The sequence below is a fragment of the Actinomadura sp. NPDC049382 genome, from assembly GCF_040677125.1.
Lineage (GTDB): Bacteria > Actinomycetota > Actinomycetes > Streptosporangiales > Streptosporangiaceae > Spirillospora > Spirillospora geliboluensis.
This window is the reverse complement of record NZ_JBFARO010000149.1, coordinates 1-19,318: the sequence shown is the minus strand read 5'-3', so window position 1 is coordinate 19,318 and position 19,318 is coordinate 1. Positions and strand designations below refer to the sequence as shown.

Sequence of the window (19,318 nt, the reverse complement as noted above, 5' to 3'; positions counted from 1 at the left end):
GTCTAACAGGGGCTTCTTCGCTTCACCGGCCGAACGCCAGCATCGCGATCACTTCGTGATCACCATCTCCCCAGACCGATGAAAAAGGGTCAGTGATGGGTGCGTTCGACGGGGTGCTTCCGGGGAAAGACGCCAAGGCCGTGGCCTCTGTCTATGCGGAATTCGCGCATCGCAGGGGCTGGCTCGAAAGCGACCGCGTGCTGACCGGGTCCGAATACGACGCCCTGCGCGGGAAGGTGGGGCATTGGGCCGGTCGAGACCGCTTGTGGAGTGATGTCGTCGCCGAGTTCGGCCCGCCGTCGGTGATGCTCGGCAGCACGAATCCTTGGTACGAGAAGACTCTCGGCTATCTCGGTGAGGACGCGGACGAGCCGGTGGTGTTCTTCCATCTGTGGAACGGCGCCGACCCGGGGGACGAGTCGCGGTGGCCGGCTCACGACGAGCCTGTTCTCCTGGCGGTCCGGTGCGGCGGCGATGGGCCGTTCGCCGAAGCCTTCGTCTTCACCCCGAGTGGCAGGCGTTGGCGGGATACGCCCGCCACCTGAGGCTTCGACATCCTGCGTGGGTCAGGCTTGGGTGGTGGTTATCGGCTTGTGGAGGGCGCTGCCTTCGGTCCACTTGGGGAAGGAGAGCTGCCAGTAGCCCCAGCCGTTCGTCCACTGGAGGCTGCGGTCGGTGCCGGTGATCCTGACGATGTCGCCGCGGTAGGACCAGTGGAAGAACCACTGGGCGTCGGCGGCGGGGGAGCGGACGCAGCCGTGGCTGCAGTTGCGCTTGCCGAGGCAGGTCGGGTCGTCCATGTTCTGGTGGATGTACTCGCCGCTGTTGGAGATGCGGGTCGCCCACGGGACCTTCTCGTCGTACCAGCCGGGGTCGCCCTTCTTCTTGCCCGGCGGGCGCATGCGCTCCAGGCGGACGTGGTCCATGGTGAGGTGGACGCCGCTGGTGGTGAGCAGGTGGTCGACGCCGTCGCGCTGGACGTCGCCGCCGGCGCCGAGGCTGACGCCCCAGGTGCGGACGGTGCGGCCGTTCTTCTTGACGGCGAGCCGGTGCGTCCTGGCGTTGATGCTGATGACGTGGGAGTCGCCGACCTTGAAGGTGCGGGTGACGTCCCGGTCGCCGAACACGTCGTCGCCGATCTTCAGGCCGGCGTAGTGGACCTTGACGGTGACGCGCTGGCGGGGCTTCCACGGGTGCTTCGGGCGGAACACCATCGAGGGGAGGCCGTTGAAGGACTCGCCGGCGCTGAGCCAGCGCCAGGCGCCCTCGGTGGGGGTGGTCGAGGAGATCTCGGTGGCGCGCTCGATGGCGGGCTTGGCCTTCTCCGGGACGGCCTTGTTGAACTGGACGAAGACCGGCATGCCGGTGCCGACGGTCTCGTTCTCGCTGGGCACGACGTTGTTGACGCGGGTGGCGGCGGTGGCGCGGCTGGCGCGGAAGGCGCTGGTCGCGGTGGTGGACTTGCCCTTGGCGGACGTCGCCGTCGCCGACACCTGGTAGCGGCCGCCGGGCTGGAGCGTCCAGGTGGAGCGCCAGGTCGTCTTGTCGGGGGAGAGCTCGCCGGGGACGTCGGCGCCCTTCAGCTTGACCGAGACCGTGCCGAGCGTGCCGCCGGCGGCCTTCACCGTGACGCCCTGGTCGGGGCGGGCCTTGCCGTCGCCGTTCGCCGGGCTGATCGTCACCTGCGGCGAACCGTCGTCGCCGCCCTTCGCGGTCGCGCCGCCGGTCTGCCCGTCACCGCCGCCGCACGCGGTCGCCAGTCCCAGGACCAGCGCCAACACCAAGGCCTTACCTCGCACCGTGCTCCTTCATCCGGCCCGCCCGCGCGCCGCGGGACGGCAACAAGATCGCTTACGGAACGGCCCTTATTCCCGCCTCGCCCGCGGGGCGCGGCGGCCAGGTGGCGGCGTCCGATCAGTTAGGACGTCCATGGTCCCCCGAAGGTTCGCCTCCGGGGGCGCATTCGGCGGATCTTTCGTGTCCGCTGACGCTCGGGGCGCTCGGTCGATCTTCTCTTCAAGAGTGTGGTGCGGCCGGTTAAAAGCGGCGATCCGCGCGCTGACCAGTTGCGATGCTGAGCGTGGCCGCCCGCGACGGCCTCCGCAAAGTCACCTCCCGGTGAGTTCTTGTCTGGTGAAGGGACGTGCGATGAGCGCCCAGGGGCTGAGTCCGTCCATCGAATCGGGCGCCGGCCCCGCGGATCTCGCACCGGCGGACCTCGCCGCGTTCGCCCCGTCGGGGCGCGGCGGCCGGACGCTGTCCGGGGTGGGGCCGGCGTGCGTCGCCGTGGTGGACGGCTGGGCGATGGCCGTCGGCGTCTCCATGACGCGGGGCGGCCTCGTGGCGGCGCTCGCCGCGCTGGCGGTCGTCGGGGCGAACGCGACCGGCGGCCTGTACCGGACGCGCCGCAGCCCGTCGCTGCTGGCCGACGGCCCGCCGCTGCTCGCCCGGATCCTCGCGGTCGGCGCCGTCGTGGCGGTGCTGCTGCCGCATCCGGTGGCGGCGCTGCTGTGGGCGGTGGCGGTGGCGGCGACGATGTCGCTCGGTTTCCGCGCGTTCGTGAACGCCGCCGTGCGGACGTACCGGTGCCGCAGGGCGCGGCCGCGTCCGGCGCTCGTCGTCGGGACGGGCCCGACGGCCGCGCACCTGGTCGACATCCTGGGGGAGCGCGGCGAGCTGGGTCTGGCGGCGGTCGGGCAGGTGGCGGCGGGGCGTCCCGCGGCGGCGCCGGTGCTCGGGGAGATCGCCGACCTGCCGGCGCTCGTCCAGGCGTACCGGGTCGGGACGCTGGTCGTCGTCGCCGAGGACGTTCACCCCGACCATCTCGGCGCGGTGCTGCGCGTCTCGTTCGGGCTGCCGTGCGAGACGCTGCTCGTCCGGCCTTCGTCGGACGTGGTGCCGGTGGCGGCGGCGCGGCGCGAGTACCTCGCCGGGCTGCCGTGCGCGCGGGTCGACTGGGGGCTGCGCGACCCGGCGGCGCGGCGCGCGAAGCGGGCGCTGGACGTCGTGCTGGGGTCGCTGCTGCTGGTCGCGGCGGCGCCGGTGCTCGCGGTGTGCGCGGTCGCCGTGCGGGTCGAGGGCGGTCCCGGGGTGCTGTTCCGGCAGCGGCGGATCGGGCTCGGCGGCGAGGAGTTCGTGCTGCTGAAGTTCCGGACGCTGAAGCCAGCGGACGAGACGGAGGCCGACACTCGCTGGACGGTTAAGAACGACGAGAGGATGGGGCGGGTCGGCCGGTTCCTTCGCAACACGTCGCTGGACGAGCTCCCGCAGCTGTGGAACGTGGTGCGCGGCGACATGAGCCTCGTGGGGCCGCGCCCGGAACGCCCCCACTTCGTGGAGCAGTTCGCCCGCACCTGCCCCGGCTACATGCTGCGGCACCGCGTCCCGGTCGGGATGACGGGCTGGGCGCAGGTCCACGGGTTCCGCGGCGACACCTCCATCGAGCTTCGGGCGCGGCTCGACAACCACTACATCGACCACTGGTCGTTCGCCGGCGACCTGAAGATCCTGCTGCTGACGGCCCGCGCGATGCTCTGCCGGGACTCCGGATGACCGTCCTTGCCGCGCCGTTCCCGGCGACGTGGCTGCCCCGCCGGCCGAGCTGGCTGATCGCGGCGACGGTGGCGTGCGTCGGGATCCCGCCGGGCGTGCGGGGGGCGGGGTCCGACGTCCAGGTCACCGTGGGGGACGTGGCGAGCGGCGCGCTGGTGCTGGTCGCGGTGTTCCTGCTGGTCACGGGCCGGGTGGAGCTGCCGCGCGCGGCGTTCGCCGCGTTCGCGCCGCTGGTCGCGGCGCTCGGCATCAGCACCGTCCACTCGGCGGACATCGAGACCAGCATGGTCGGGTTCGTCCGGGACCTTCAGGTCTTCGCGCTGGTGCCGCTGGCGGTCGTGCTGCTCGTCCGGGACCGCCGCGACCTCGTGATCGTCCTGTCCGCGCTGCTCGGGCTCGGGCTTGCGGAGGCCGGGTACGGGATCTGGCAGTCGGCCACCGGCAACGGCGCGTCGATGGACGGGCGGAACATCCGGGCCGTCGGCACGTTCGGCGCGCTCGACGTGATGGCGATGTCGATCGTCGCCGGGTTCGCGTTCCTCATCCTGACCGCGTTCGCGCTGACCGCCCCCGGCCGCGCCCCGGTGCGGGTGCGCGGCCTCGCTGTCCCGGCCGCGCTGGCCGGGCTCGGCGTGCTGGCCGCCGCGCTCGCGCTCGCGCTGAGCCGCGGCACGTGGATCGCGCTCGGCGCCGCCGCCGTCCTCACCCTTGTGGTCTTCGACCGGTGGACGGCGGTCAAGGTGCTGACCTGCTGCGGCGCCCTGATGGTCGTGCTCGCGCTGGCGGGCGGCGGCGGGCAGGCCGTGGTCGAGCGGTCCAAGTCGATGGCCGCGTCGGTCACCCAGCCCGACCAGTCGGTGGACGACCGGTACAACCTGTGGGCCGCGGCCGTCCGGATCTGGGAGGACCACCCGGTCACCGGCGTCGGTGTGAAGAACTTCCCGGCCTACCGCGACGCCTACGCCGGCATCGAGCTGTCGTCCGGGAGCGAGACCGCCGACCCGGTGAACGGCTATGTGCGGCAGCCGCTGCTGTCGCCGCACAACCAGTACCTGCTGTTCCTGTCCGAGCAGGGCGCGCTGGGCCTCGCCGGGTTCGGCGCGCTGCTGGCCGTGCTCGTCGCCGGGCTGTGGAGGCGCCGCGACGTCCGCGACCCGTGCTGGCTCGCGGGCACAGCGCTGCTGGCGTTCCTCCTGATCAACTTCGTGTACGCGGACATGGGCGGGCCGACGTGCGCGCTCACCGCCATCGTGGTCGGCGCCGTCGCGGCGCGCTCCCTCGGGACGGTCCGGGCATGACGGCGGGGGCCGGCTCCGTCGGACGCGCCGCCGCGCTGTCGGGCGTGCTCATCGGCGCGGGCACCGCGCTCGGGTTCGTCCGCGACCTGGTGATGGCGCACATGTTCGGCGCGAGCGGCAGCACCGACGCGTTCCTCGTCGCGTGGACGATCCCGGAGACGGTGTCGCCGCTGCTGATCGAGGACGCGATGGCGCTGCTCATGGTCCCCGTCGTCACCCGCCTGCTGGCGCGCGGCGACGGGCTGCGCCCGCTCGTCGGCTCGGCGCTGCCGCGGATCGTGCTCTGCCTCGCGCTGGTCACGCTGACGCTCGTGGCCGCGGCCCCGGTCGTGGTGGACGTCCTGGCGCCCGGCCTGGCCGAGGACGGGTCCGCCGTGATGTGCGTGCGGTTGACGGCGATCACCGTCGTGACGTTCGGCGTGGCGGGGTTCATGAGCGCCACCCTGCGCGCCCACCACCGGTTCGGCCCGCCCGCCGCGATCTACGCCGCGTACAACGTCGGCATCCTCGCGCTGATCGCGGGCCTGTCCGGGCTCGTCGGGATCACCAGCGCGGCCGTCGGCGTCGCCTGCGGCAGCCTGCTGATGATCGCGGTCCAGGCACCGGCCTTCGCGCGCTGCCTCCGCGACAGCCCCGCCGTGCCCGCCCCCATGGGCGGCGTCGAGTGGCGGCTCGGGGCCGCGGCGGTGGCGCCGGTCGTCGTGTACACGGTGACGCGGCAGGCGCAGGTGTTCGTCGAGCGGTTCCTCGGCTCGGAGCTGTCCGCCGGGTCGATCTCGCAGCTGAACTACGCGCAGAAGGTCGCGCAGGTGCCGATGGTGCTGTCGCTGCTGATCGTGACGGTGACGTTCCCGAGGCTGGCGCGGGCCTCCGCGGCCGGCGACACCCGGCGGGTCGCCCGCCGCATCCGGCAGGACCTCGTGGTCGCGAGCTCGATGGTGCTGGCGGCGACCGCGTTCCTCGTGGCGTTCGCGCCCACGGTCGTCCGGGTGCTGTTCGAGCACGGCGAGTTCACCGCCGCGGACACGGCGGGCACCGCGTCGATCATGCGGGTGTACGCGCTCGGCCTGTGGGGGCAGTCGGCGGTCGGCCTCGCGGCCCGCGCGTTCTTCGCGCAGCGGCGGCCGACGTGGCGGCCCGCCCGGGTGCTCGCGCTGGGCCTCGCCGTCACCGCCGCCGTCGGGAGCGCGTTCGCGGCGTCCGCCGGGACGCTCGCGCTCGCCGCCGCCAACGCCACCGGGATCACGCTCGCCGCCGTCCTGCTGCTCGGCGGGCTGCGGCGCGGCATCGCGCCGCTCGCGCCGCGCCGGATCGCCGCCGACGTGTCCCGGCTGATGCTCGCCGCCGCCGGGGCCTGCGCGGCGGGCGCGCTCGCCGCCCGCGGCCTCGCCGGGGCGCCGGCGCTCGTCCAGCTCGCCGCCGGCGGTGCCGTGGTCACCGCCGCGTTCGCGGTCCTGACCGTCCTGGCGGGACCCGACCTCGTTGCTCCATGGATCGCTTTGCGGTCGCGCCGCGGCGTGCGCGGCCGGACCGAATCGGGGGAGACCAGTGAGCCAGCCGACCGAACCAGCGAGACTGACCGGACCGGAGCGGCCGCCGGAGGTGATCCGGCCGGTGCCGCTGGTGCTGATGTACCACTCGGTCGACCACTTCGATGAGGACCCGCACCTGGTCACGGTGTCGCCGGCCCGGTTCGAGCGCCAGCTCGCCTGGCTGCGCGCCCGCGGCCTGCGCGGCGTCGCGATGGCGGAGCTGCTGGACGCGCACGCCGCCGGCCGGTCCCGCGGCCTCGTCGGGCTGACCTTCGACGACGGCTACGCCGACTTCGCGACCCGGGCCGTCCCGGCGCTGCTGCGGTACGGGTTCGGCGCGACCGTGTACGTCGTGTCCGGCCGGATCGGCACCTACAACGCGTGGGACGACGGCCCCCGCAAGCCGCTGATGACGGCCGACCAGATCCGCACCGTGGCGGGCGCCGGCATGGAGGTCGCCTCGCACGGCCGCCACCACGTCTCCCTCCCCGGGACGGACGACACCGAGCTGCGCGAGGAGCTGGAGGAGAGCCGCGCCGCCCTGGAGGAGATCATCGAGGCGCCGGTCACCGGCTTCGCCTACCCCTACGGGCACGCGACCGCCCGCGAGGTCGAGGCGGTCCGCGCCGCCGGGTACGACCACGCGTGCGACATCCGGCCCGAGGAGCCGTCGCGGCACGCGCTGCCCCGCACCTACATCGGCGACCGGGACGGGCCGCTGCGGCTGCGGGTCAAGCTCGTCCGGCACGAGCTGCGCCGCCGGAGCCACGTGTGACCCGCGTGCTGCACGTCATCACCGGGCTGGAGCACGGCGGCGCGGAGCGCCAGCTCGCGCTGCTGCTGCGGTACCTGCCGGTCGCCTGCGAGGTCGCGACGCTCACCCGGACCGGGACGCTCGGCGCGGAGATCCGCCGCACCGGCGTGCCCGTCCACGAGATCGGGATGCGCGGCAACCGGGACCTCGCGGCGCTGCCCCGGCTCGCGCGGCTGATCCGGCGCGGCCGGTACGACGTCGTCCACACGCACCTGTACCGGGCGTGCGTCTACGGCCGCATCGCGGCGCGGCTCGCCGGGACGGCCCGCGTCATCGCCACCGAGCACTCGCTCGGCGACGGCCACATCGAGGGACGCCCGACGACGCGCGGCGTCCGGGCCCTGTACCGGGCGACGGAGCGGCTCGGGTCGGTGACCGTCGCGGTGTCGCCGACCGTCGCCGACCGGCTGCGCGGCTGGGGCGTGCGGCCCGGCCGGATCGTCGTGGTCCCGAACGGCATCGACGCCGCCGCGTTCGCGTTCGACGCGGCCCGCCGCGCCGCGACCCGCCGCCGCCTCGGCATCCTCCCGGACGAGCCCGTCGTCGGCGCCGTCGGGCGGCTCGTCCCGACCAAGCGGTTCGACCTGCTGGTCGACGCGGTCGCCCGGCTGGAGGGCGTCCGGCTGCTGCTCGTCGGCGCCGGGCCCGAGCGGGCCGCGCTGGAGCGCCGCGCCCGCGACCTGCGCGTCCCCGTCGTCTTCACCGGCGGGACGTCGGACGTGGCGGGCGCCCTCGCCGCGATGGACGTGCTCGCCGCGCCGTCCGCGCAGGAGACCTTCGGGCTCGGCGTGCTGGAGGCCCTCGCCGCCGGGCTGCCCGTCCGCTACACGGCCTGCCCCGCCCTCGACGACCTCCCGCCCGGCGACGCCCCCGGCGCGCGCCGCCTCCCCGCCGTCGCCCGCGCCGGGACCTGGAGCGCGGAACTGCGCCGCGCCCTGAACGCGCACGCGGACCGGACGCGCGTGCCGCCCGCCGTCGCCCGCTACGCCGTCGCCGAGCAGGCCGCCGAGATCGCCCGGCTGTACCTGCCCGAGCCGTCCGCCCGCGGGGTCGTTCCGATACGAGAAAGGGCTCATGATGCCGCCACGTGACGCCAGGAGGCGGCCACTCGGCCGCCGGGAGACGCGAGCCGGCCGGAGCGGCGCGCTCGACGCCGCCGTCCGGCGGCTGCGCGGACCGCTCACCGCCGTCCTGCACCGGTTCGGCCTGTCGCTCGCGCTCGTGCTCGCCGGGTTCCTCGGCGGGCTCGGCTACGCGCTGCTCGCGCCGACCACCTACACCGCGACGGCGTTCGTCCTCGTCGTGAACGCCGGGGACGGCGATTCCGGCCCGGCGGCGGTCAGCTTCGCGCAGGCGTACGGCCGGCTCGCGCCGCTGCCGGAGACCCTCGAGTACTCCGCGCGCCCGCTGCCGCGGCACGCGCCGGGCGGCACCCGCGAGCACATCCAGGCGTCCACGTCGCCGGACACGCCGCTGATCAAGCTCGCCGGCAGCGCGCGCACGGCCCGCGACGCGGCCGCGTTCGCCAACGCCGCCGCCGACGCGCTCGTCCGGTACGGGACGTCGCACCGCGCCGACACCGGCGTCCGCGTCGCGCTGATGACGCTCGCGGAGCCGCCGGCGGCGCCGTCCTCGCCGAACCTGCCGCTGGGCGTCGCCGCCGGCACCGCGACCGGCGTGCTGCTCGCCGGGCTCACCGCCGCCGTCATGGCCGGCCGGCGCGGCGCCCGGCGCGGCGCGGCGCTCCCGCCCGCCGCCGTGCCCGCCCCTGCCGCCGCCGACCGCATGGAGGTGTCCTCATGACCGCCGTCGCACCCGTCCGGTCCGCCACCCCGGCCGTCGAATGGTCCGCGGAGGTGCACCGGGACGAGCAGGCGCTCGTCACGTTCGCGGACGAGCTGCGCGACCTGTACGACCGCAGCCCCGCCGCGACGCCGTTCCAGACCTACGAGTGGCTGAAGTCGTGGTGGGGCTGGTACGGGACGCGGGGGCGGCTGCGGCTCGTCCTCGTCCGCTGCCGGGGCCGGCTCGTCGCGGCGGCGCCGCTGATGGCGGACACCCGGTACGGGTTCCCGGTGCTGGTCCCGCTGGCCTCCGGGCAGAGCGACTTCACCGACTTCCTCCTCGACCCCGTGTACGGCGACGGCGCCGTCCGGCACCTCACGCGGGCGCTGCTGGACGAGCGCGGCTGGTGCGCGATCGACCTGCGGGAGGTCCGCCCCGGGTCGGCGGCGCACGCGGTCGCCGCGCGGTGGCCGCGCCGGACGTGGCGGGCGCCGGCGTCGGTGTGCCTCGAACTCCCGGCCGCCGGCATGGACGACGTCCTCGCCCGGCTGCCGGGCCGCACCGCCGGGAAGATGCGCGCCAAGCTCCGCAAGATCGACGTGCGCGGCATCACGGCCGAGAGCGTCCCGGCGGAGCAGGCGGCGGAGGCCGTGCACGCCCTGCTGGACCTGCACGTCCGGCAGTGGCGGGGCCGCCCGATCAACCCCGAGCACACCCGGGAGCGGTTCCGCCGGCACCTGGCCGAGGCCGCGAGCGGGATGGTCCGGGACGGGCGCGCCGCCGTGCTGCGGTACCGGTGGGACGGCCGGCTCGTCGCCGGCGACCTGGTCCTGATCGGGCACCGGTACGTCGGCGCCTACCTGTACGGCGCGATCCCGGAGCTGCGGGACCGCGTGGACGTCTCGCTGATGATGCTGCGCGAGGACCTCGCCATCGCCCGGGACCGGCACCGCCAGGGCGTCAACCTGCTGCGCGGCGACGAGCCGTACAAGCTGAAGTGGCGACCGACGCCGGTGCGGAACGAGCAGATCATCCTGGCGCGGACGGCCTCGGCCGCCGCGTTCGCCGGGGTCGTCCGGGCCCGCGCGCACCTGGCGTCCCGGCGGCACGCGAGCAGGCGGCAGGGAAGCGGGCAGGGCTCCCATGACTGAGCCGGAGTCGCCGCGCGTCCTGCACGTCAGCCAGCCCAACGCCGGCGGCGTCGCCGTCTACGTCGGGCAGGCCGCGTGCGACCAGCGCAGGCGCGGATGGGACGTGGCGGTGGCGTGCCCGGTGGGCGGCGACCTGCCGGAGCGCTGCATGGCGGCCGGGGTGCCGTGGCTGCGCTGGGACGCCGGGCGCGGCCCCGGGCCGGGGGTGCTGCGGGAGGCGCTGCGCCTGCGCGGGATCGTCCGGACGTTCGCGCCCGACGTCGTCCATCTGCACTCCTCGAAGGCGGGCCTGGCCGGGCGGCTGCTGCGCCGGCCGGGCGGCACGCCGACGATGTTCCAGCCGCACGGCTGGTCGTGGCTCGCCGCGACCGGGCGGCAGGCCGCCGTCAGCCGCCGCTGGGAGCGGTTCGCCGCCCGCTGGAGCGACGCCCTCGTCTGCGTCGGCGCGGGCGAGCTGAGCCACGGCGTGGACGCCGGCGTGCGCGGCCCGTACCGGCTCGTCCGCAACGGCGTCGACCTGCGCCGGTTCCTCCCGGCCGACGACACCGCGCGGCTCGCCGCGCGCATCCGGCTGGGCCTGCCGAGCGGCGCGCCGCTCGTCGTCTGCGTCGGCCGGGTGACCCGGCAGAAGGGGCAGGACGTCCTGGTCGACGCGTGGCCGGCCGTCGTCGAGCGGTGCCCGTCCGCGCTGCTCGCGATCGTCGGCGCCGGCGGCGACCCGGTGCGGACGCGGCGGGGCCGGACGCACGGCGTCCGGTTCGTCCCGGCGGTGGAGGACCCCCGCGACTGGCTGGCGGCGGCGAACGTCGTCGCCATGCCGTCCCGGTGGGAGGGGCTGCCGCTGATCGCGTTGGAGGCCCTCGCCATGGGGCGCCCCGTCGTCGGGACGGACATCCCGGGCATCACGGAGATCCTCCGGCCGGGGCTCGGCGCGCTGGTGCCCGCGGAGGACCCCGGCGCGCTCGCCGCGCAGCTCGCTATCCGGCTCCAGTGCCCGGAGCTCGCCGAACGGGAGGGGCGCGCGGGCGCCGAGGCGTCGGCCGCCTACGACGTCTCGGAGACGATGGCGTCGCTCGCCGCCGTCACCCGCGAGGTGGCGGCCGGGCTCGGCGGCGCCCCCGACGAGACGCCGCGCGAGGACGCCTTCGGCGACAGGCGCGCGGTGGCGGGCGCGCTCGGCCGCACCGGCCTCGCCGGGACCGAGGTCTTCGGGCTCGCGGCGCCGGTGGGCTCCGCGGGCGCGGCCGGCGGCGTGAACGGCGCGTTCGACGGCGACGGCGGCGGGGCCGTCACCCCGCCGAACAGCTCCCGGTAGGCGGCGGACGAGCGGGGGTTGCCGCCGCACGACCACACCCCGTGCGGGCAGTAGTCGGTGATCGACTGGTACACGACGTCGTGCGACATGATCCAGTTGTGCATTCCCCGCACATAATCGGGGTTGTCGGAATTGCGGAACAAGCCCCATTCGGGGAACGACAGCGGCTTGCCGTGCGCGGCCGCGAATTCGGCCTGCGCGCGCAGCCCGTACGGCTCTTCCACGAATTCGGCGAACGACTTGCCGGCGGGCTGGTCGTAGCTGTCGGAACCGATGATGTCGACCGCGTCGTCCCCCGGATAGCACTCCGTCCACGGGATCGCGTCCCGGCCCCGCGTCGGCGCGAAATCGAACCGGAAACTCTGGCCCGGCACCGCGCGCATGGCCGCGACGATCCGCCGCCAGTACGCCTTCCACGCGGCGGGGTCGGGCGCGCACCGGCCGCCGTAGGACTCCCCGTTCATCTCCCAGCCGAGCACGATGACCGTGTCGCCGGCGCCCACCGAGACCAGCCGCCGGGCCAGCACCCGGTAGTGGCCGTCGAACGCGCCGGCCGCGCCGCCGCGCAGCAGCGAGCGCAGCACCGGCACCGGGAGCCACCCCTCGTTCGGCGCCATCATCGGCACGTTCACCACCAGCCGCCGCCGCGGATCGGCGGACTTCCAGCGCGCCCACGGCGCGAGCAGCCCCCACGGGCCCTCGATCCCGCGCCAGTCGTCGCCCGGCAGGTAGGTGCGCCCGACCGTCACCGTCGAGCCGAGCCACCGCTGGAACCGGCCGACCCGCTCCACCCCCTCCGCCCCGGAGCCGAGGAACGCCCCGAGCGGCACGTACGACGGCGCCTTCTGGACCGACTGCGAACGCACCCACGGCACCGCGGCGGAGGTCGCCAGCAGCGCCAGGAAGGCGAAAACCGCCAGAACCGACGGGAGCGGGCAGAAGGGAAACGGCCTTTTTCGGCGCGGTTCGAATGGTTGCCCGGCGGAATGGATATCGGCAGCTCGCATGCGTATCATATGCCCATGGAGGTCCGTCGCGGAAAAGCCGCCCGGACGAAAAGGGCAAAGAATTTACGTTAGGAAGGGTGTTGTGCGCATCAATCCCTGGGAATGCGGCTGACCGCATGTTCTTCGACACGCGGACTCCGCCGCGGACGCGCCTCGACCCCGGCCTGCCCGTCCTGCTGCTGCGCACCGACCGCAACTTCTTCCACCACGGCACGCTCGCGGCGATCCGCAGCCTCGGCCGCGCCGGCGTGCCCGTCCACGCGATCATGGAGGGACGGGCCAACCCCGCGTCCCGGTCCCGCTACCTGCACCGCGGGGAGCCGTGGGCGCCGCCCACCGAGCACCCGGCCGACCTGCTGGACCATCTGCGCGCGATCGGCGACCGGATCGGCCGCGGCACCCTCCTCGTCCCGATGGACGACGCCGGCGCGATCTTCACCGCCGAGCACGCGGACGAGCTGCGGCCCCGCTTCGTCGTCCCCCGCCAGGACCCGGACGTCCCCCGCCGCGTCGCCGACAAGGCCCGGCTGCAGGAGGCGTGCGAGAAGTACGGGATCACCTGCCCGCCGAGCCGGACGCCCGAGTCCGCCGCCGACGTCGACGACGCCGCCGCCGCGCTCGGCCTGCCGCTGATCGCCAAATGGGCGCGGCCGTGGCGGCTCGGCCGGGGGCTGCGCAGCACCACCCTCGTCGGCACGCTCGGCGAACTGCACCGGCTGTTCGCCGCCACCCGGGACCGCGACCCCGACGGGGGCGCCGGGCCGCTGATCCTCCAGCGCCGCGTCCCGCCGAGCGGCGGCGACTGGTTCTTCCACGGCTACTTCGACGAGAACCTCGACTGCCTGTACGGCGCCACCGGCTTCAAGCACCTCGCGCACCCGCCGCAGGCCGGGCACACCGTGTCCGGCGAGTGGGTCGCCAACGCCGAGCTCGAACGGCTCGCCGTGCGGATCGTCCGGCTGCTCGGCTGCCGCGGCCTCGTCGACCTCGACTTCCGCCTCGACGCGGGCAGCGGCGGCTACCACCTGCTCGACTTCAACCCCCGGATCGGGGCGCAGTTCCGCCTGTTCACCGACCGCAACGGGCTCGACCTGGCCCGCGTCCTGCATCTCGACCAGTCCGGCCGCCGCGTCCCGGACGCGCGCCCGGCGTTCGGCCGCACCCTGCTGGTGGAGAACCACTACCTCCAGCAGTCCGCCGGACGGGCGCTGCTGCGCGCCGGGACCCTCCGCCCGCTGCGCGCGGCCGACGAGTTCGCCTGGTACGCCCGCGACGACCTGCCGCCCTTCCTCGCACTGGGCAGGCGCGGCGCGCTGCGGGCGGTCGAGCGGTTCCGCGCCAGGTAACACAACGAACACACGGGGGAAAGAGACATGAGCGACTCGGCCAGCGACGTCGTGATCGCCGGCTCCGGGCCCTACGGCCTGTCGACCGCCGCGCACCTGCAGAACCTCGGACTGGACGTCCGGATCATCGGCGAGCCGATGCGGTTCTGGGAGGCGGGCATGCCCGAGGGCATGTTCCTGAAATCGGAGCCGTTCGCGTCCAATCTGGGGGCGCCGCAACCGGGCCTGCGGTTCACCGACCGCCATCCGGACTGGCGGCTCGGCCAGCCGATCCCGCTGGACACCTTCATCGAGTACGGGCGCTGGTTCGCCGCGGCGGCCGTCCCGCAGCGCCCCGACGACCGGGACGCGCAGGTCGTGAACGTCGAGCGGGGCGGGGCGGCCGGCTACGCCGTCACGCTGTCCACCGGCGAGACGATCGCGGCGCGGGCCGTGGTGCTCGCGGTCGGCGTCGGCCCGTTCGCGCACCTGCCGGACGAGCTGGCGGGCATGCCGTCCTGGCTCGTCTCGCACAGCAGCGCCCACCGCGACCTCGCCCTGTTCGCGGGCAAGGAGGTCGCCGTCCTCGGCGCCGGGCAGTCGGCCCTGGAGACGGCGGTGCTGCTCGCCGACGCGGGCGCGCACCCGCACGTCATCGCCCGGCGGCCCCGGCTCGACTGGAACACCGTCCCCGAGGAGCACCGGTCGCCGCGCGACCGGCTGTTCGGCGGGCCCCGCTCCGGTCTCGGCACCGGCTACCGCACCTGGCTGTGGGCCGAGCGCCCCGGCCTCGTCCGCTACCTGCCGGAGGGGACGCGGCGGCGGATCGTCCGCGAGACGCTCCCGCCGGCCGGCTCCTGGTGGCTGCGCGACCGGCTGGACGAGCGGGTCCGCGTCTCGACGGGCCACCGCCTCGCGAAGGCGGTGGAGCAGGAGGACGGCATCGCGCTCACCACCCTCGACCGCACCGGCCGCCGGGTGGTCACCGAGGTCGAGCACGTCATCGCCGCCACCGGGTTCGTCCCCGACGTCGGACGCCTCGGCATGCTCGCCCCGGCGCTGCGCGGCGCCGTCGCCACCCGCTTCGGCGCCCCCGTCCTCAGCCGCGACTTCGAGGCGTCCCTGCCGGGCCTCTACTTCGCGGGCCTGGCCGCGGCCCCGACGTTCGGCCCGGTCATGCGCTTCGTGCACGGCGCCGCCTTCACCGCCGGCCGCATCTCGCGGCACATCGTCCGCCGGGCCCCGCGCGTGCTCCCGCCCGCGGGCCGCCGGCCGGACGTCCTCGAATCGGACACGTCCCACCGCTGACCCCCGAGGACCCGCCCGCCTCCAGGAGCACCACCACCCTCCTGGAGGCGGGCGTTTCTACGCCTCCGGCCTCGGAGCGCGGGGACGTGCCCGGGTGGAGGATCTTCCACCGGTGGTGGTGCCTTTCTTCGCCCGGTTCGCGGGCCGTGCCGTCAGTGGCCCGCCGGGCGGGCGCGGCGGCGGGCGCGGTCGGCTCTGGCGGTGGTGATCGCCCATTGGCAGCGCCAGTAGAGCGTCCAGGCGAGCGAACGCACGCGGTGGGCGCCGGGGCTCTGAGCGGCGGGGACGGCGGCGAGCGCGATGCGGTCGAAGTCGGCGCGGGTGACGAAGCGGTGCGCCCGGCGGCGCGGCTGGCGGCGCCGCCGCAGCGGGCCGAGGCGGCCGATCGTGGACGAGGGGTCGAACATGGGAACTCCTCGGGGAGCGATCTCGTAACCGACCGTTCACCGACTGTAGCGCACCCGATACCGGGCGCCATGCTTCTCCCGGACGTGGTGGGCGGAGAGCCGCGGTAAAGGCGAGCCCGGCAAAAACCGGCAAAGCGGGCGTCGATCGGCCGGAAAGCCGGGTCCGGTAAAAGGCGAATTCATGGCTCGGTAAATGATCCCGGGACACGCCGTGGAAAATGGCGGCGGCTCCGCACGGCCATCGGCTCCGGTGTTACTTTCAGGCGAACCTCGATCCGGCGACAAGGGGAACCGGCAATGCATTCCGTACCGATCCAGTGCGGGGCGATTCGCCCGCAGGGTCGGCCGCGGCATGCTCTCCTGCCCGCTCTCCTGCGCCTCGCCGCCATCGCCGGCCTCGCGTTCGCCGGCTGGATCGCGCTCTCCGCGCTGTCCGGCGCCGCCGAGGCGGCCGAGCCGCCGGCGCGGCAGGCCGCCGTGCGGGCGGACGACGCGGGGTACGCCACGGTCCGGCACGTCACGTCCCGCCCCGGCTGGCGCGCGATGGCCGAGGACGTGCGCGAGGCCGGCGACCACCCGATGCGGTACGTCGGGGCGCGGCGGCACGACCTGTTCGACGACAAGGACAAGGTCGTCCGGCAGGTGCGCGAGCTCGCCGACGAGGCCGGGGTGCCGCGCCTCCGCGTCCCGGACATGCGGCAGCGGCGGCCCGTCAAGGAGTTCGTGCACCGGGTCACCGACCGGCGGCCCGCCCCGCGGCCGGCCGCCGACGAGCCGGCGCGGTCGGTCGAGCAGCCGGACGGGCGCACCGCCTCCCCGCACGCTGCGGCCCGCAAGGCGGCGCCCCGCACGGCCGGGTACACCGCCGCCCCGGGCGCGTCCTCGTACCGGGCGGCCGACGGCTGCATGGGCTGCCGCACCGACCAGGAGGCTCCCGCACACGCGCCCGTGGCGCCCGCGCCCGACGCCCCCTCGGGCGGCGGCTCGACGAGCGGGCACCCGCTCATCCCGGTCGCCGACCTGCCGAACCGCCGCACTCCCGCGGCACCGCCGGCCGTGGACGCGAGCACGTTCCACCGCACGGCGCTGACCGACGTGGCCGCGCCCGGCGGCCCGTCCGTCGTCCCCGACTAGCACTCCCGCACCGGCGCCTCCGCACGGGCGCCTCCGCACGGGCGGTCCCGGACCGACGCTCCCCTGACGAGCGCTCCCGGACCCGGCCCGCGGGCCCGAACCGGCCGCTGAGCCGGTCTCCACCGATCTTTCCTCGATGAGCGACGGCCGCGCACGGCCGCCGCCGGGCTGCGCCGCCCCCGCGGGCCGCGCAGCGATCACCACCGATGCAACAGACAGGAGCAACAGCATGCGCATGCGCGCAAGGAACACGAGCCGCGCGGCCCTGGTGGCCGCGGGCGCCGTCGCGATCGGGGCCGCCTTCGGCTCCGGCGCGGCCATCGCCGGCACGACCACGCCGGGCGGCGGCCCGGCCGCCGCGTCGCAGGCCCCGGCGGAGCGCGCCGCCGGAGCCCGGTACGGCGGGGGCGGTGACATGCAGACCTCGGGCATCCTCTCGATCGGCGGGGGGAACCAGGTCTTCGCCCCGATCACCCTTCCGCTCGACATCTGCGGCAACTCGATCGCGATCGCCGGGCTGAGCCGGGCGCAGTGCAAGGGCGGCGCCGGCGTCTCGTTCGGGGGCCACGGGCACCACGGCGGCCACCGGGCGGCCGAGCCCGCCTGGCGCGGCGACGGAGGCTGGGACGGCGGGGGCGGCTGGGACGGCGGGGGCGGCCACGGGGGCATGGAGACCTCGGGCATGTTCAGCGTCCTCGGCGGCAACCAGGTGTTCGCGCCGATCACCGCTCCCGTCAGTGTGTGCGGGAACTCGGTCGCGGTCTTCGGGATCTCCGAGGCGCAGTGCAAGGGCGGCGCGTTCGTCAAGCACGGCGGCAACCACCCGAAGATGCAGACCTCGGGCTTCTTCAGCGTCCTCGGCGGCAACCAGGTGTTCGCGCCGATCACCGCTCCCGTCAGTGTGTGCGGGAACTCGGTCGCGGTCTTCGGGATCTCCCAGGCCCAGTGCGAGGGCGGCGCGTTCGTCGGGGACGGGGGCGAGAAATGGACGCCGCCCGTGAAGAAGCACAAGAAGCACAAGAAGCACTGCAAGCCGTACAAGCCGTCCAAGCACCGTCCGGCGGTCAAGCACAAGAAGCTGCCCTCGACACTGCGGTCGGCCGACTCCCGCATGGCGGGACCCGTCCCCGGTTCCGGGGACGGTCTGGGCCCGGTGCAGAGGGTCCTCAACACGCTGAAGAGGGCGATGCCGGGCGTGGACGTCCCGCCCACGGAGGTCGGGCCGAACCTGCCGACCGGTGGCGGGATGCCGTTCCGGACCGGCTCGCCGGCCCTGCACTGAGCCCGGACCGGCGCGGATGACGATCCGCGGCCGGTGAACCGCGGAGAGGGGGCGGCAGACGTGCCGTCCCCTCCCCATGGCAGAAGCACTCCAGACCGATTGGGGGCGAACCATGCTCGACCGAAAATCGTTCGGCGCGGTGACCGTTGCCGTGTGCTGCGGCGCGTCCGTGCTGGGCGTCTCCCAGATGCCCGCGCAGGCCCAGGCCCCGGTTCAGGGGGTCGCTCAGGCGGCGCCCGCGCGCGCCGCGTCGGCGGTGGCGCGCGCGCGGCCGAAGAAGGGCGCGCTGATCGGGCAGATCCGGATCAAGCGGATGCGGCTGAAGGCGGCCGTCCGGCAGGGCGTCGGCCAGGCGATCCTGCGCCGCGGCGTCGGGCACTACCCGGGGACCGGGCTTCCGGGCCGCGACGGCAACACGGTGCTCCTCGGCCACCGCACGACCTGGCTGCACCCGTTCAACAAGCTCGACCGGATGCGGCGCGGTGACCGGATCGTCCTGCGCGTGGGCCGCGTGACCTACGTGTACAAGGTGCGCACCAAGCGCGTCATCAGGCCGCGCGACATGCGCGTCCTGGAGCCGGTGCCGTTCAAGCGGGCCAGTGCGCCGAACGGCCAGTACATCACGCTCATCACCTGCACGCCGAAGGGCTCGGACGCCCACCGCCTCGTCGTCGTGGGCACGCTCCAGTCGAAGCGCTGACCGGGGCCCCGAAGCGCACGACCCGGGGCCGGACGCTGGACGGCGCGGAGCGGCTCCGCGCCGTTCAGCGGCCGCCGTAGAGGGCGATCAGCCCGTTGTAGTCGCCCCTGCCGAGGGTGGCGGGGCCGCGGTCGCAGGACGCGAGGGCCGGCGCCATCGTGAGGTTCTCGTGCTCGATCCCCTCGACGTGGGCCAGGCCGAAGACATGGCCGGCCTCGTGCGTGGCGACCGCCTCGGCGGAGTAGGCGCCCGCCGGGCACGTCCCGCCCGTCCACCACTTCTTGCCCCGCACCTGCAGCGCCATGTCGGTCTCGACCGTCGCCGACCCGAGGTACCAGGTGCAGGTGGCGGCGAGGACGTCGTTGTCCGCGCCCTGCATGGACAGCCAGCCGAACGTGTTGACGCGGTCCCGCTTCCCGCAGGCGGCGGCGCCGGTCACGTTCGGCGGCCGGTTCGCCTGCCCGGCGTAGTTCTCGCCCACGTCCGGCAGCGGGCTGAAGCGGCCGCCGTTGCAGTCGGTCCGGGCGTTCGCCATGTTGGACACGCCCGCCGCTATGGGCGCCCTGGACAGCCCGGCCGCGCCCGCGTAGTAGTGCCACTGGACGGCGGAGCCCTTCCGCCACTTGCTCGGCTCGGCGCGGTGGGTGCCGTCGGCGCAGGCCGCGGCCGGCGCCCGGAAGCCGCGCGGCCGGCCGTGCGGCGCCCGCC

17 protein-coding genes and 1 pseudogene are annotated in these 19,318 nt (G+C 75.2%); 14 read left to right on the top strand and 4 right to left on the bottom strand.

The window, feature by feature from the left end; translation table 11 throughout:
- Positions 1–95: 95 nt before the first annotated feature.
- Positions 96–545, top strand: coding sequence for a hypothetical protein (locus AB0K34_RS41165; RefSeq protein ID WP_364554130.1), 450 nt, complete (start codon positions 96–98; stop codon positions 543–545).
- A 21-nt stretch (positions 546–566) separates the two neighbouring features.
- Here the strand turns inward: AB0K34_RS41165 and AB0K34_RS41160 are convergent, their stop codons facing one another.
- On the bottom strand, positions 567–1,781 hold the full coding sequence (locus tag AB0K34_RS41160; RefSeq protein ID WP_364554131.1) for an Ig-like domain-containing protein: 1,215 nt from the start codon (positions 1,779–1,781) through the stop codon (positions 567–569).
- Between the two features lie 367 nt (positions 1,782–2,148).
- Between AB0K34_RS41160 and AB0K34_RS41155 the strand changes: the two genes are divergently transcribed.
- The 8 genes and pseudogenes from AB0K34_RS41155 to AB0K34_RS41120 all read left to right on the top strand — a co-directional run.
- Positions 2,149–3,552: a sugar transferase gene (locus AB0K34_RS41155; RefSeq protein ID WP_364554129.1), complete on the top strand. Its 1,404-nt coding sequence runs from the start codon at positions 2,149–2,151 to the stop codon at positions 3,550–3,552.
- A complete protein-coding gene (locus AB0K34_RS41150; protein WP_364554128.1) occupies positions 3,549–4,850 on the top strand; it encodes an O-antigen ligase family protein in 1,302 nt (433 codons plus the stop codon). Before AB0K34_RS41155 ends, AB0K34_RS41150 begins: the two co-directional genes overlap by 4 nt.
- Positions 4,847–6,508 carry a lipid II flippase MurJ gene (locus AB0K34_RS41145; RefSeq protein WP_364554127.1) on the top strand — a complete coding sequence of 554 codons (1,662 nt, stop codon included), beginning with the start codon at positions 4,847–4,849 and terminating at the stop codon, positions 6,506–6,508. The genes AB0K34_RS41150 and AB0K34_RS41145 overlap by 4 nt, the downstream gene beginning before the upstream one ends.
- On the top strand, positions 6,465–7,157 hold the full coding sequence (locus AB0K34_RS41140) for a polysaccharide deacetylase family protein (protein ID WP_240808393.1): 693 nt from the start codon (positions 6,465–6,467) through the stop codon (positions 7,155–7,157). Before AB0K34_RS41145 ends, AB0K34_RS41140 begins: the two co-directional genes overlap by 44 nt.
- Positions 7,154–8,287, top strand: a complete 1,134-nt coding sequence (locus tag AB0K34_RS41135) for a glycosyltransferase (protein ID WP_364554125.1) — start codon at positions 7,154–7,156, stop codon at positions 8,285–8,287. The genes AB0K34_RS41140 and AB0K34_RS41135 overlap by 4 nt, the downstream gene beginning before the upstream one ends.
- Complete coding sequence (locus AB0K34_RS41130) at positions 8,271–8,999, top strand: hypothetical protein (protein WP_364554123.1); 729 nt, start codon at positions 8,271–8,273, stop codon at positions 8,997–8,999. The genes AB0K34_RS41135 and AB0K34_RS41130 overlap by 17 nt, the downstream gene beginning before the upstream one ends.
- Complete coding sequence (locus tag AB0K34_RS41125) at positions 8,996–10,132, top strand: GNAT family N-acetyltransferase (RefSeq protein ID WP_364554121.1); 1,137 nt, start codon at positions 8,996–8,998, stop codon at positions 10,130–10,132. The genes AB0K34_RS41130 and AB0K34_RS41125 overlap by 4 nt, the downstream gene beginning before the upstream one ends.
- Positions 10,125–11,147, top strand: a pseudogene (locus AB0K34_RS41120) (glycosyltransferase); the annotation flags it as partial. The gene AB0K34_RS41125 and the pseudogene AB0K34_RS41120, both read left to right, overlap by 8 nt.
- Positions 11,148–11,176: 29 nt before the next feature.
- On the opposite strand, the gene AB0K34_RS41115 reads toward AB0K34_RS41120, so the two are convergent.
- Positions 11,177–12,313: a glycosyl hydrolase gene (locus tag AB0K34_RS41115; RefSeq protein ID WP_364554119.1), complete on the bottom strand. Its 1,137-nt coding sequence runs from the start codon at positions 12,311–12,313 to the stop codon at positions 11,177–11,179.
- A gap of 257 nt (positions 12,314–12,570) precedes the next feature.
- Here AB0K34_RS41115 and AB0K34_RS41110 point away from each other — a divergent pair, with 257 nt between their 5' ends.
- Both AB0K34_RS41110 and AB0K34_RS41105 read left to right on the top strand, forming a co-directional pair.
- Positions 12,571–13,800 (top strand): ATP-grasp domain-containing protein, encoded by a 1,230-nt coding sequence (locus AB0K34_RS41110; protein WP_364554118.1) that lies wholly within the window; start codon positions 12,571–12,573, stop codon positions 13,798–13,800.
- 27 nt (positions 13,801–13,827) lie between these two features.
- Entirely contained in the window at positions 13,828–15,087 is a 1,260-nt protein-coding gene (locus AB0K34_RS41105) for an FAD-dependent oxidoreductase (RefSeq protein WP_138642043.1), read from the top strand.
- A gap of 152 nt (positions 15,088–15,239) precedes the next feature.
- Here the strand turns inward: AB0K34_RS41105 and AB0K34_RS41100 are convergent, their stop codons facing one another.
- Complete coding sequence (locus tag AB0K34_RS41100) at positions 15,240–15,494, bottom strand: hypothetical protein (protein ID WP_301178031.1); 255 nt, start codon at positions 15,492–15,494, stop codon at positions 15,240–15,242.
- 297 nt (positions 15,495–15,791) lie between these two features.
- Between AB0K34_RS41100 and AB0K34_RS41095 the strand changes: the two genes are divergently transcribed.
- From AB0K34_RS41095 to AB0K34_RS41085, 3 genes are all read left to right on the top strand, one after another.
- Positions 15,792–16,628, top strand: coding sequence for a hypothetical protein (locus AB0K34_RS41095; protein ID WP_301178030.1), 837 nt, complete (start codon positions 15,792–15,794; stop codon positions 16,626–16,628).
- A 229-nt stretch (positions 16,629–16,857) separates the two neighbouring features.
- On the top strand, positions 16,858–17,910 hold the full coding sequence (locus AB0K34_RS41090) for a chaplin family protein (RefSeq protein ID WP_364554116.1): 1,053 nt from the start codon (positions 16,858–16,860) through the stop codon (positions 17,908–17,910).
- 112 nt (positions 17,911–18,022) lie between these two features.
- The gene (locus AB0K34_RS41085) at positions 18,023–18,610 is read left to right on the top strand and encodes a class E sortase (RefSeq protein ID WP_364554115.1); all 588 of its coding nucleotides are present in this window, start codon (positions 18,023–18,025) and stop codon (positions 18,608–18,610) included.
- 64 nt (positions 18,611–18,674) lie between these two features.
- Here the strand turns inward: AB0K34_RS41085 and AB0K34_RS41080 are convergent.
- Positions 18,675–19,318 (bottom strand): matrixin family metalloprotease (locus AB0K34_RS41080; protein WP_364554113.1); only part of this gene is annotated, 644 nt, incomplete at its 5' end.